Origin of the sequence: Citrobacter sp. CK189, from assembly GCF_030333505.1 — a bacterium.
GTDB classification, from domain to species: domain Bacteria; phylum Pseudomonadota; class Gammaproteobacteria; order Enterobacterales; family Enterobacteriaceae; genus Citrobacter_B; species Citrobacter_B koseri.
Genome location: NZ_JAOWFV010000040.1, coordinates 125445 through 138419, shown reverse-complemented (window position 1 = coordinate 138419; position 12975 = coordinate 125445). Strand labels below are relative to the sequence as shown.

The window sequence follows — 12975 nt, the reverse complement described above, 5'->3', positions numbered from 1 at the left end:
CCTTATCCGGCTGACAATTCTGCGGAGAATCGCTTTCCTCAGGCTATACTTTCCGCAAAACTCATTACCAGGCGGAATCATGATCGCACCAAAACAGCTTCCCTCCCTGCGTTTACCGCTGGCAGGACTCCTGATGTTGACGCTGCTGTGGGCAGGTTTCACCGTGCACAGCCATTGGGAAGCGTTTATCCAGTGGTGTCTCGCCGCCCAGATCACCCTGCACCGCTATCTGGTCATGTATTTGCTGCAACTCAATAACCACCAGTACACCGGCGGGCTATGGCTGCTGACCGGCGCGTTCTTCTATGGCGTACTGCATGCGATTGGGCCGGGGCATGGGAAATTTATCGTCACCACCTGGCTGAGCACGACGAAAGAGAGCCTGCTTGCCGCGCGGGTCGTGCCCTTTATTGGCAGCCTGATGCAGGGCGTCAGCGCCATACTGTTCGTGTTTATTCTGGCGGTCGGCTTCAACCTGGCCGCCGGCGATCTCAGCACCAGCCGCTGGTACGTCGAGAAAATCAGCGCCGTCCTGATTGGCGCGTTCGGGCTATTTATCATCTACCAGGCGCTAAAAACCCTGCGTCCAAAGCCCATTTTCTCGCGTTTCTCCCAGCCGCACAGCCACGACGAACACTGTAGCTGCGGGCATCACGGCGTGGGCGCAGAACTCACCGACGGCAACTGGAAAACACGCCTCGGCGTGATTCTGGCGACAGGCGCCCGCCCCTGTAGCGGGGCAATCATGATTTTACTGTTCTCCAACGCGCTCGGCATTGTCAGTTGGGGGATTGCCGCCGTCATGACCATGTCCTTCGGCACGGCGCTGTCGATTATGGGGCTGTCGCTGGCGGTACGTTACGCACGCAACCAGACACAGGCGCTGTTTGCCGGGAACCATGCCCCCCTGCGCTGGCTGGGGCCGGTTATCCGTATCATCGGCGGGCTGGCGCTGGTACTGTTTGCCCTCATTCTGTTTCTGACGGTGATCCCCATCAGTGCGAACGGTGATTATATTGCGGCGGGGTGTTAACCTGTTTGCCGGGCGATAGCGTGCTTATGCCCCTGTCTTTCCCTACCTCCTTTGAATTACCCGTCCCATCAGGGATAATACCCACACAATGTGTAATCTCAGGATCGCGATGAAACATTCTCTGCAACGCCGCGCAGGACGAAAACGCCAGATGAAACTCGGCACGACCGTGATATTGATGGTCAGCGCCGTGTTGTTCTCCGTGCTGCTCGTCGTCCATCTGATTTATTTCTCACAGATCAGCCACATGACGCGCGACGCGCTGGCAGACAAAGCGCTGGCGGTCGCCCGTACGCTGGCGGACTCCCCGGAAATTCGCCAGCGTATGAAGCAAAAGCCGACAGAGAGCGGCATTCAGGCGATCGCCGAGGCGGTTCGCAAACGCAACGATATGTTATTTATCGTAATTACCGATATGAAAAGCATTCGCTATTCGCACCCGGAAGCGCAGCGAATCGGCCAGCCGTTTAAAGGCGACGACATCCTGCTGGCGCTACAGGGGCATGAAAATGTCGCCATCAATCGCGGTTTTCTTGCCAAAGCGCTGCGGGTTTTCACGCCCATTTATGACGACAATCATCAGCAGATCGGCGTCGTGGCGATTGGCCTTGAACTCAGCAGAGTAACGGAGCAGATCAACAACAGCCGCTGGAGCATCATCTGGTCGATTCTGTTCGGCGCGCTGGTGGGGCTGCTGGGTACTTACGTGCTGGTGAAGGTGCTCAAACGCATCCTGTTCGGCCTGGAGCCGTATGAAATTTCCACGCTGTTTGAGCAGCGCCAGGCGATGCTGCAATCCATCAAAGAGGGGGTGGTCGCCGTTGACGATAGCGGCGAGGTGACGTTAATCAACCAGGCGGCGCAGGAACTTCTCGATTACCGCAAATCGCAGGATGACGCGCACTTATCCTCGCTTAGCCACGCCTGGTCGCAGGTAGTGAATCTGAACGACGTGCTCCGCGACGGTACGCCGCGCCGGGATGAAGAGATTACCGTTAAAGATCGTCTGCTGCTTATCAACACCGTTCCGGTGCGCAGCAATGGAAAAATCATCGGCGCGATCTCCACGTTCAGGGACAAAACAGAAGTCCGCCAGCTCATGCAGCGTCTGGACGGAATGGTCAACTACGCGGATGCACTCCGTGAACGATCCCACGAATTTATGAACAAATTACATGTCATTCTGGGATTATTGCATCTGAAGAGTTATAAGCAGCTTGAAGATTATATTATTAAGACGGCTAATAACTATCAGGAAGAGATCGGCTCACTGTTGGGGAAAATAAAGTCGCCCGTTATCGCAGGCTTTTTGCTCAGTAAGATTAATCGCACCTCCGATTTAGGGCACAGCCTGGTGATTAGCAATGAAAGTCGATTACCGGACAGCCGTAATGAAGATCAAATCACCGTATTGATTACCATTCTGGGCAATTTAATTGAAAACGCGCTGGAGGCGCTAGGTCAACAACCCGGCGGTGAAATCAGCGTATCCTTGCATTATCGGCATGGCTGGCTGCATTGTGAAGTCAACGATGACGGGCCGGGAATTGACCCCGAACGCATAGAGCAAATTTTTGACAAGGGCGTCTCGTCAAAGGGAACGGAGCGTGGCGTCGGTCTGGCGATAGTAAAACAGCAAGTTGAGAGTATCGGCGGCAATATTACCGTCGAATCGGAACCCGGGATCTTCACACAATTTTTTGTTCAAATACCCTGGGACGGGGAGAGGACCAGCATATGATCAATGTTTTAATTGTCGATGACGATGCGATGGTAGCAGAGTTAAACCGCCGCTATGTTGCGCAGATCGCTGGCTTTCACTGCTGCGGCACCGCGTCTACGCTGGAGAAAGCAAAAGCGTTTATCTTCGATGGCGAAAACCATATTGATCTGATTTTACTGGATATTTACATGCAGAAGGAGAACGGGCTGGACCTGCTGCCCGTCCTGCACAGCGCCGGATGCAAATGTGACGTCATCGTTATCTCTTCCGCCGCCGACGCCACCACCATCAAAGATTCGCTCCATTACGGCGTGGTCGATTATTTGATCAAACCGTTTCAGGCTTCCCGCTTTGAAGAGGCGCTGACCGGCTGGCTGCAAAAGAAAACGGCGATGGAGAAGCACCAGTATTATGAACAATCAGAGCTGGATCGGCTGATTCACGGCAGTGCATCCAATGAGCCGGATACCCGACGCCTGCCTAAAGGGCTGACGCCGCAAACGCTGCGCACCCTGTGTCAGTGGATCGATGCGCACCAGGACCAGGAATTTTCAACTGACGAGCTGGCGAATGAGGTCAATATTTCCCGCGTTTCCTGCCGTAAATATCTTATCTGGCTGGTCAATTGCCATATTCTGTTTACCAGCATCCATTATGGCGTGACCGGCAGACCGGTTTACCGTTATCGTATTCAGGCCGAACATTATTCTTTACTTAAGCAATATTGCCAGTAGAAAAGAAGCCGCTTCGCATTATGCGTTATATAAAGGTAACAATTATTACAATAATGAAAAATAACAAAGGCACAAGTTACACCCTCAAAAATAGAGAATTTGTGCCAGATCAAATATGAACACAAATATGTTTTAATTCATCAGCTTATTATTCAGAAGCGTCACATTGTTTTTAATTTCAAAAACGGTAACAAAAGTTAATTAAGTATTATGTGACTCGTAGAGTGTGTATTTTTAACTATAAAGGAGTAGTCTGGGATTCACCGGACACATAAAAAAAATTAAAATAACGCTATTTTTGTGAGCAGACGATATGTTCCTGAAATTCAGTAACATAGAATACAAAACACACAACCTGCCCTGCTCTTCTTTGTCAACCAGCCCATCGCCAGGGAGCTTCGTTCTCTGAATACGCCATAAACAGAAGCCAAGAATGACTCATGATTTACTGAAAAATTCTTATTTCATGTTTAGAGATTAATCATCAATACAGACAAAGCGAATATTCGTCAGGCTCTGAGGACAATTCACAAAAAACAGAACATGACTGTGATCTATTTATCAAAAATTAAACAGGTTTATCGCGAGGGTAGATAAATGTTATTTAGTATACAACTTATCATAATATTAGTGTGTTTGTTTTATGGCGCCAGAAAAGGCGGTATCGCGCTGGGTTTATTAGGCGGTATCGGTCTGGTCATTCTGGTCTTTGTTTTCCACCTCCAGCCGGGTAAACCGCCCGTCGACGTTATGCTGGTGATCATCGCCGTGGTCGCCGCCTCCGCCACGCTACAGGCCTCCGGCGGCCTGGATGTGATGTTGCAGATTGCCGAGAAGCTGCTGCGTCGCAACCCCAAATACGTCTCCATCGTCGCCCCGTTTGTAACCTGCACGCTGACCATCCTGTGCGGTACGGGCCATGTGGTGTACACCATTCTGCCCATCATCTACGACGTCGCGATTAAGAACAATATTCGCCCGGAACGTCCTATGGCAGCCAGTTCTATCGGCGCGCAGATGGGGATCATCGCCAGCCCGGTTTCTGTAGCGGTCGTTTCGCTGGTCGCGATGTTGGGTAACTTCACCTTTAACGGTAAGCATCTGGAGTTCCTTGACCTGCTTTCCATCACCATTCCATCGACCCTGCTGGGTATCCTGGCTATCGGTATTTTCAGCTGGTTCCGTGGTAAAGATCTGGATAAAGACGAAGAGTTCCAGAAGTTCATCTCCGTCCCGGAAAACTACCACTACGTGTATGGCGACACCGCCACGCTGCTGGATAAAAAACTGCCGAAAAGCAACTGGCTGGCCATGTGGATCTTCCTGTCGGCCATCGCCGTTGTCGCTCTGTTAGGCGCCTTCTCTGAACTGCGTCCGGTCTTCGGCGGCAAACCGCTGTCGATGGTACTGGTCATTCAGATGTTCATGCTGCTGACCGGCGCGCTGATTATTATCCTGACAAAAACCAATCCTGCTTCTATCTCAAAAAATGAAGTCTTCCGTTCAGGTATGATCGCGATTGTGGCGGTGTACGGTATTGCCTGGATGGCGGAAACCATGTTCGGCGCGCACATGACTGAAATCGAAAGCGTGCTGGGCGAAATGGTGAAAGAGTATCCGTGGGCCTATGCGATTGTTCTGCTGCTGGTCTCCAAGTTTGTAAACTCCCAGGCGGCGGCGCTGGCGGCGATTGTTCCGTTGGCACTGGCTATCGGCGTAGACCCGGCTTACATCGTGGCGTCAGCACCAGCGTGCTATGGCTACTACATTCTGCCGACCTACCCGAGCGATCTGGCCGCGATTCAGTTCGACCGTTCCGGCACCACCCACATTGGTCGCTTCGTCATTAACCACAGCTTTATTCTGCCCGGTTTGATTGGCGTAAGCGTCTCCTGTGTATTTGGCTGGATCTTCGCCGCCATGTACGGGTTCCTGTAACAGCACCTTGCGTGCCGCCCGTTATCGCGCGGCACGCCATCTATACAATTCAAATAATTCAGGATAATTAAAAAGGCTGGAAGCATATGTCGAATAAAGAATTTATATATCAGGCGCCTTTCCCGATGGGGGAAGACAAAACGGAGTATTATCTCCTGACCTCCGATCACGTTAGCGTTGGCGAATTTGAAGGAGAGTCGATACTGAAGGTTGAGCCACAGGCCCTGACGCTCCTGGCCCAGCAAGCCTTCCACGATGCCTCCTTTATGCTCCGCCCGGAGCACCAGCAACAAGTCGCCTCCATTCTCCATGACCCCGAAGCCAGCGAAAACGATAAGTACGTCGCGCTGCAATTTTTACGCAACTCCGAAATTGCCGCTAAAGGCGTTCTGCCGACCTGCCAGGATACCGGCACGGCGATTATCGTCGGTAAAAAGGGCCAGCGCGTCTGGACGGGCGGCGGCGATGAAGCCGCGCTCTCCAAAGGCGTGTTCAACACCTATATCGAAGACAACCTGCGCTATTCGCAGAACGCCGCGCTGGATATGTACAAAGAGGTCAACACCGGCACCAACCTGCCCGCGCAAATCGACCTCTACACGGTTGATGGCGACGAATACAAGTTCCTCTGCGTGGCAAAAGGCGGCGGCTCGGCGAACAAAACCTATCTGTATCAGGAAACCAAAGCGCTGCTAACGCCCGGCAAGCTGAAAAACTTCCTCGTTGAGAAAATGCGCACCCTGGGCACCGCAGCCTGCCCGCCGTACCACATCGCGTTTGTGATTGGCGGGACATCGGCGGAAAGCACGCTGAAAACCGTGAAGCTGGCCAGTGCGCATTATTACGACGGTCTGCCGACTGAAGGTAACGAACACGGCCAGGCCTTCCGCGATATTCAACTGGAACAGGAACTGCTGGAAGAGGCGCAGAAACTCGGCCTCGGCGCACAGTTTGGCGGTAAATACTTCGCGCACGATATCCGGGTAATCCGCCTGCCGCGTCACGGCGCGTCCTGCCCGGTCGGCATGGGCGTCTCCTGCTCGGCTGACCGCAACATCAAAGCCAAAATCAACCGTGAAGGGATCTGGATCGAAAAACTGGAACACAATCCCGCGCAGTACATCCCGGAAGCCCTGCGTCAGGCCGGTGAAGGCGAAGTGGTGAAAGTTGACCTCAACCGGCCGATGAAAGAGATCCTCGCCCAGCTTTCACAGTACCCGGTATCAACCCGCCTGTCGCTGAGCGGCACCATCATCGTCGGTCGCGATATCGCCCATGCGAAGCTGAAAGAGCGCATCGAATCCGGTGAAGGTCTGCCGCAGTACATTAAAGATCACCCCATCTACTACGCAGGCCCGGCGAAAACGCCAGCAGGCTACCCGTCCGGCTCCCTGGGGCCAACCACCGCAGGACGCATGGACTCCTACGTTGACCTGCTGCAATCTCACGGCGGCAGCATGATCATGCTGGCGAAAGGCAACCGTAGCCAGCAGGTCACCGACGCCTGCCACAAATACGGCGGCTTCTATCTGGGCAGCATTGGCGGCCCGGCTGCGGTGCTGGCGCAGCAGAGTATCAAGCATCTGGAGTGCGTGGAGTACCCGGAACTGGGTATGGAAGCGATCTGGAAAATCGAAGTGGAAGATTTCCCGGCGTTTATCCTGGTGGATGACAAAGGCAACGATTTCTTCCAGCAGATTGTCAGCAAACAGTGCGCGAACTGCGCGAAATAACCTGCCCGGCCCGGTTATCTCATCGGGCCGTTTTTCCCTTTATTTACAGCATGGCGGATACGCCGTTTCCCCCCGATGGCGCTACGTTTATCAGTCCTGTGGCGACGATCGCAGGTCGCCCCACAACCTTAAAAACTTAAGGTTGGCTTAATGTTGCTTTGCGAGGATCGGCGCACTTAGTTGATGGACATACCATAATGCTGAAGCGCGTTTTAAAAAGACCGACCCTCGGACACATTACCTGGCTGTTACTCCTTTCATTCTACATCGCCGTCTGTCTGAACATCGCTTTCTACAAGCAGGTGATGCAAGCCCTGCCGCTGGATTCAATGCACAACGTGCTGGTGTTTTTATCCATGCCGCTTGTCGCGTTTAGCGTCATCAATATCGTGCTGACGCTGGCGTCGTTCCTGTGGCTTAACCGCCCGCTGGCCTGCCTCTTTATTCTGACGGGCGCCGCCGCGCAATACTTCATCATGACCTACGGCATCGTCATGGACCGCTCCATGATCGCCAACATGATGGATACCACACCGGCAGAAACGTTCGCGCTGGTCACGCCGCAAATGGCGCTTACGCTGGGATTAAGCGGCTTTCTGGCGGCGGTAATCGCCTGTAGCATCAAAATCAAACCGACCTCTCTGACATTACGCAGCGGCGCGTATCGCGCCCTCAACGTGCTGGCTTCGCTTCTGCTGATCGTGCTGGTCGCCGCCTGCTTCTACAAAGATTACGCCTCGCTTTTTCGCAATAACAAAGAGCTGATCAAGTCTCTCAGCCCGTCGAACAGCCTGGTCGCCAGTTGGTCGTGGTATTCACATGAGCGACTCGCCAACCTGCCTTTGGTACGCATTGGCGAAGATGCGCATCGCAATCCCGCGATGCTGAAAGAAAAACGGCATAATCTGACCATCCTGATCGTCGGCGAAACCTCGCGTGGGGATAACTTCTCGCTGTCTGGCTATTCACGGCAAACCAACCCGCGTCTGGCGCAGGATAATGTGGTCTACTTCCCGCACACCACCTCCTGCGGCACCGCAACGGCGATCTCGGTTCCCTGCATGTTTTCCGGTATGCCGCGTAAACACTACAACGAAGGGCTGGCGCACCATCAGGAAGGGTTGCTGGACATCATTCAACGAGCCGGAGTTAGCGTGCTGTGGAACGATAACGACGGCGGCTGTAAAGGCGCCTGCGATCGCGTGCCGCATCAGGATATGACCGCGCTGAAATTGCCGGGTCAGTGCATTAACGGCGAATGTTACGACGAAGTGCTCTTTCACGGGCTGGAGGAATACATCGATAAACTCCAGGGCGACGGCGTCATTGTGCTGCACACCATCGGCAGCCACGGCCCGACCTATTATCACCGTTATCCGCCGCAGTTTGCGCAATTTACCCCGACCTGCGACACCAATGAAATTCAGACCTGTTCGCAGCAACAGTTAGTGAATACTTACGATAATACCGTACTGTACGTGGACTATATTGTTGATAAGGCAATCAATATATTAAAAGCGCATCAGGATAAATTCACCACCAGCCTGGTCTATCTTTCCGACCACGGTGAATCTTTAGGAGAAAATGGCGTCTATTTGCATGGGCTGCCATACGCCATTGCGCCGGATACGCAAAAGCATATCCCGATGCTCCTCTGGCTCTCGGAGGATTATCAGAAACGTTACCGGACAGACCTGACATGTTTGCAAAAGCGGGCAGCCCAGGAGGATTTCTCGCAGGACAACCTTTTCTCAACCATGCTCGGATTAACGGGCGTACAGACCAGGAACTACCAGGCCGCAGACGATATTCTGCAACCTTGCAGGAGGCTAACTGAATGAAAATTCTGATTGTTGAAGACGATACGCTGTTATTACAGGGGCTGATACTTGCTGCACAAACGGAGGGTTACGCCTGCGACGGCGTTTCTACCGCCCGGGCGGCGGAACACTGTCTGGAGACAGGGCATTACAGCCTGGTCGTGCTGGATCTTGGGTTGCCTGATGAGGACGGTCTGCATTTTCTGACGCGAATAAGACAGAAAAAATACACCCTTCCGGTATTGATCCTCACCGCCCGCGACACGCTCAACGACCGCATCACCGGGCTGGATGTCGGGGCGGATGATTATCTGGTAAAGCCGTTTGCGCTGGAGGAGTTACATGCGCGTATTCGCGCGCTGCTGCGCCGTCATCACAATCAGGGTGAAAGCGAATTGACCGTCGGCAATCTGATGCTGAATCTGGGGCGTCGTCAGGTGTGGCTGGCCGGGCAAGAGCTTATCTTAACGCCCAAAGAGTATGCGCTGCTGTCGCGGCTGATGCTCAAAGCAGGCAGCCCGGTACACCGTGAAATCTTGTATAACGACATCTATAACTGGGATAACGAACCGTCAACCAATACCCTGGAAGTGCATATTCACAACCTGCGCGACAAAGTGGGGAAATCACGTATCCGCACGGTGCGCGGGTTTGGTTATATGCTGGTTGCCGTTGAGGAAAACTAAGTGAACCTTACGCGTTTTCTGCACAGACCGATGACCCTTCGTCAGCGTCTGATGCTGACCATTGGCTCTATCCTGCTGGTGCTGCAACTGATCAGCACCTTCTGGCTATGGCACGAGAGCACCGAGCAGATTGAGCTTTTCGAGCAGGCGCTGCTGGAGGACAGGAATAACGATCGGCACATCAGGCATGAGGTTCGCGAAGCGGTCGCCAGCCTGATCGTTCCCGCCGTGTTTATGGTCAGCCTGACGCTGCTGATCTGCTATCAGGCTGTCCGGCGCATCACCCGCCCGCTTGCCGACCTGCAAAAAGAGCTGGAAGCCCGCACGGCCGATAACCTGACGCCTATCGACATTCACAGCTCGACGATTGAAATTGAAGCCGTTGTCTCGGCGCTTAACCAACTGGTCACTCGCCTGACGACAACGCTGGAGAATGAACGCCTGTTCACCGCCGACGTCGCCCACGAGCTACGCACACCGCTGGCGGGCGTGCGTCTGCATCTGGAACTGCTGGCGAAAGCGCACAATGTTAACGTCACGCCGCTGATTGCGCGTCTTGATCAAATGATGGACAGCGTCTCACAGCTGCTGCAATTAGCGCGCGTGGGGCAATCGTTCTCATCCGGTAATTACCAGTCGGTAAAGCTGCTGGATGATGTGATCCTGCCCTCTTACGATGAACTGAACACCATGCTGGAAACACGCCAGCAGACGCTGCAACTGCCGGAAAGCACAGCAGACGCCACCGTGCGCGGCGATGCCACGCTACTGCGTATGCTGTTGCGTAATCTCGTGGAAAATGCGCACCGCTACAGTCCGAAAGGGTCAACCATCACCATTATCCTCAATAATGCGGAAAGCGACGCGATGATGGCCGTCGAAGACGAAGGGCCGGGAATTGATGAAAGTAAATGCGGGGAGTTAAGTGAAGCGTTTGTCCGCATGGACAGCCGCTATGGCGGTATCGGGCTGGGATTGAGCATCGTCTCCCGCATCACGCAGCTGCACCACGGGCAATTCTTTTTGCAAAACCGTGTGGGAACGACGGGAACCCGCGCGTGGGTGCTGTTGAAAAGAGATCAGTAAGTCGTGACCCAGACATACAGGAAACTGCTGACAATCAGCATACTGAACAGGGTTGTCAGACTTTCATACATTCGCGTTTTCATCACACTCTCCTCCGATGGTCTGGAGGAGAGTATGCCTGACGAAGATTAAGCGAACATTAAGATTTGTCGACCTGATAAACGCAGCCTGTAGGCCTGATAAGCGTAGCGCCATCAGGCAAAGGTGTTGCGCCGTCTGTAGGCCTGATAAGCGCAGCGCCATCAGGCAAAGGTGTTGCACCGTCTGTAGGCCTGATAAGCGCAGCGCCATCAGGCGGTGCGCTAAAGCTTACTCGTCAATACGCGGATGCTGCTGCACTAACCGCGAACGTTTAGCCTGCAACTCCTCAATCTCCTGATCGATATCTTCGATTTTCTGCTCGATATTATCGTAGTGCTCGCCAAGGATTTCTTTCGCTTCCTGGATATCCGAGGCCGCTGGCGTCGCCCCTTTCAGCGGACGGTTGGCGGTCTCTTTCATGGTAATACCGGTAATAAAACCGACGACCGCAATCACCATCAGGTAATAGGCTGGCATCATCAGGTTCTGCGAGCTTTCCACCAGCCAGGCGGCCAGGGTCGGCGTCAGACCTGCAATCAGCACCGAGATATTAAACGCCGCCGCCAGCGCGCTGTAACGGATGTGCGTCGGGAACATCGCTGGCAGAGAAGAAGCCATCACCCCGGTAAAGCAGTTCAGGATCACCGCCAGCATCAGCAGACCGGCAAAAATCAGGCCGATAATATTACTGTTGATCAGAATAAAGGCCGGAATAGCCAGCGCAAACAGCGCGATACTGCCCATAATCACAAACGGACGGCGACCGAAACGGTCACTGAGCAGCCCCATCACCGGCTGCACAAACAGCATCCCGATCATGATGGCGATAATAATCAGCACGCCGTGGTCTTCCGAGTAGTGCAGGTTATGCGACAGGTAGCTCGGCATATAGGTGAGCAGCATGTAGTAGGTCACGTTGGTGGCAATCACCAGGCCGATACACGCCAGCAGGCTGCGCCAGTGTTTGGTTGCAATCTCTTTAAAGGAGACTTTTGGCCCTTCCTGCAAACCTTCGCGATCGCCCTGCTCCAGCTTATCCACATGCTGCTGAAAGGCCGGGGTCTCTTCCAGCGCATGGCGCAGATAAAGACCAATGATCCCTAGCGGCAGTGCGATGAAGAACGGAATACGCCAGCCCCAGTCGAGGAAGTTCTCCTCGCCGACAACGGTGGAGATCAGCACCACCACGCCCGCGCCCAGCACGAAGCCCGCAATGGAGCCGAAGTCCAGCCAGCTTCCCATAAATCCGCGTTTACGGTCTGGCGAGTATTCGGCGACAAAGATCGACGCGCCGGTATATTCGCCGCCGACCGAGAAGCCCTGCGCCATCTTACACAACAGCAACAGTATCGGCGCCCAGATGCCGATAGAGGCATAAGAGGGAATCAACCCGATACAGAACGTACTGATCGACATAATCACAATCGTGATGGCAAGAATCTTCTGGCGACCATATTTATCGCCGAGCATACCGAAGAATAAGCCGCCAAGCGGTCGAATCAGGAAGGGAACGGAGAAGGTGGCAAGTGCGGCAATCATCTGCACGCTGGGGTCAGCCCCCGGGAAAAACACTTTACCTAACGCGTAGGCGACAAACCCATAAACACCAAAATCAAACCACTCCATCGCATTACCCAGCGAGGCTGCGGTAATCGCTTTACGCAGTTTACCATCATCAATAATGGTCACATCGCGAAGCGTAATCGGTTTTACTTTTTTCCTTTTCAGCATAGCTGTCCTCGTAGACTAAGCCCTGTCTCGCTACATACTGCATTCATTGGCGCACAAAGCGCTAACGTCACCGTCGAGCGTTGGAATCGTGCGGGCACAATTCCTCGTAGAACAAGCGTAGCAGGTTTACTTACACTGACTGGTCAAGGTCTGTACAACCGAACCTGTTGACGCCTGATTGGGCGGTTAATGACCTCTTTACCCTACCAGTGTTTAAATTTGTGATCAACTTCACACATATATTACCGTTTCGTCAGCGAGCGTAAATAAGGGCATTTTTATCTGTATTTTTACATTGTCAGCAAAGCGCATTATTGACAATAAATGGGAGGCGATTTCGTTATTCTTTTCGAAATATCACGTCCGTCACTATTATGCTGCTAGCAAAAAATCCGCCATAACTCTTCACA

10 protein-coding genes are annotated in these 12975 nt (G+C 53.3%); 8 read left to right on the top strand and 2 right to left on the bottom strand.

What is annotated here, in order from left to right:
* Positions 1-79 precede the first annotated feature (79 nt).
* The 8 genes from OGV83_RS18995 (at position 80) to pmrB (ending at position 10753) form a co-directional block, all read left to right on the top strand.
* Complete coding sequence (locus tag OGV83_RS18995; protein ID WP_153258032.1) at positions 80-1033, top strand: nickel/cobalt transporter; 954 nt, start codon at positions 80-82, stop codon at positions 1031-1033.
* Between the two features lie 109 nt (positions 1034-1142).
* A complete protein-coding gene (locus OGV83_RS18990) occupies positions 1143-2774 on the top strand; it encodes a sensor histidine kinase (protein ID WP_047459570.1) in 1632 nt (543 codons plus the stop codon).
* On the top strand, positions 2771-3490 hold the full coding sequence (dcuR, locus tag OGV83_RS18985; RefSeq protein ID WP_012134518.1) for a two-component system response regulator DcuR: 720 nt from the start codon (positions 2771-2773) through the stop codon (positions 3488-3490). Before OGV83_RS18990 ends, dcuR begins: the two co-directional genes overlap by 4 nt.
* 597 nt (positions 3491-4087) lie before the next feature.
* On the top strand, positions 4088-5428 hold the full coding sequence (gene dcuB / locus OGV83_RS18980) for an anaerobic C4-dicarboxylate transporter DcuB (protein WP_012134520.1): 1341 nt from the start codon (positions 4088-4090) through the stop codon (positions 5426-5428).
* A gap of 86 nt (positions 5429-5514) precedes the next feature.
* Entirely contained in the window at positions 5515-7161 is a 1647-nt protein-coding gene (gene fumA, locus OGV83_RS18975; protein WP_071257269.1) for a class I fumarate hydratase FumA, read from the top strand.
* 197 nt (positions 7162-7358) lie between these two features.
* Entirely contained in the window at positions 7359-9002 is a 1644-nt protein-coding gene (gene eptA / locus OGV83_RS18970) for a phosphoethanolamine transferase EptA (protein WP_286464349.1), read from the top strand.
* Positions 8999-9667 carry a two-component system response regulator PmrA gene (pmrA, locus tag OGV83_RS18965; RefSeq protein ID WP_012134524.1) on the top strand — a complete coding sequence of 223 codons (669 nt, stop codon included), beginning with the start codon at positions 8999-9001 and terminating at the stop codon, positions 9665-9667. The genes eptA and pmrA overlap by 4 nt, the downstream gene beginning before the upstream one ends.
* Positions 9668-10753, top strand: a complete 1086-nt coding sequence (gene pmrB / locus OGV83_RS18960) for a two-component system sensor histidine kinase PmrB (protein WP_024130816.1) — start codon at positions 9668-9670, stop codon at positions 10751-10753.
* Here pmrB and pmrR read toward each other — a convergent pair.
* Positions 10747-10836 (bottom strand): LpxT activity modulator PmrR, encoded by a 90-nt coding sequence (gene pmrR, locus OGV83_RS18955; RefSeq protein WP_052194426.1) that lies wholly within the window; start codon positions 10834-10836, stop codon positions 10747-10749. The genes pmrB and pmrR overlap by 7 nt on opposite strands.
* Positions 10837-11062: 226 nt before the next feature.
* Positions 11063-12565: a glycine betaine/L-proline transporter ProP gene (gene proP / locus OGV83_RS18950; protein WP_012134526.1), complete on the bottom strand. Its 1503-nt coding sequence runs from the start codon at positions 12563-12565 to the stop codon at positions 11063-11065.
* Positions 12566-12975: the final 410 nt, after the last annotated feature.

Coding starts and splice junctions, on each gene's coding strand:
- OGV83_RS18995 (WP_153258032.1), top strand. CDS start 80: ATGATCGCACCAAAACAGCTTCCCTCCCTGCGTTTACCGCTGGCAGGA.
- OGV83_RS18990 (WP_047459570.1), top strand. CDS start 1,143: ATGAAACATTCTCTGCAACGCCGCGCAGGACGAAAACGCCAGATGAAA.
- dcuR (WP_012134518.1), top strand. CDS start 2,771: ATGATCAATGTTTTAATTGTCGATGACGATGCGATGGTAGCAGAGTTA.
- dcuB (WP_012134520.1), top strand. CDS start 4,088: ATGTTATTTAGTATACAACTTATCATAATATTAGTGTGTTTGTTTTAT.
- fumA (WP_071257269.1), top strand. CDS start 5,515: ATGTCGAATAAAGAATTTATATATCAGGCGCCTTTCCCGATGGGGGAA.
- eptA (WP_286464349.1), top strand. CDS start 7,359: ATGCTGAAGCGCGTTTTAAAAAGACCGACCCTCGGACACATTACCTGG.
- pmrA (WP_012134524.1), top strand. CDS start 8,999: ATGAAAATTCTGATTGTTGAAGACGATACGCTGTTATTACAGGGGCTG.
- pmrR (WP_052194426.1), bottom strand. CDS start 10,836: ATGAAAACGCGAATGTATGAAAGTCTGACAACCCTGTTCAGTATGCTG.
- proP (WP_012134526.1), bottom strand. CDS start 12,565: ATGCTGAAAAGGAAAAAAGTAAAACCGATTACGCTTCGCGATGTGACC.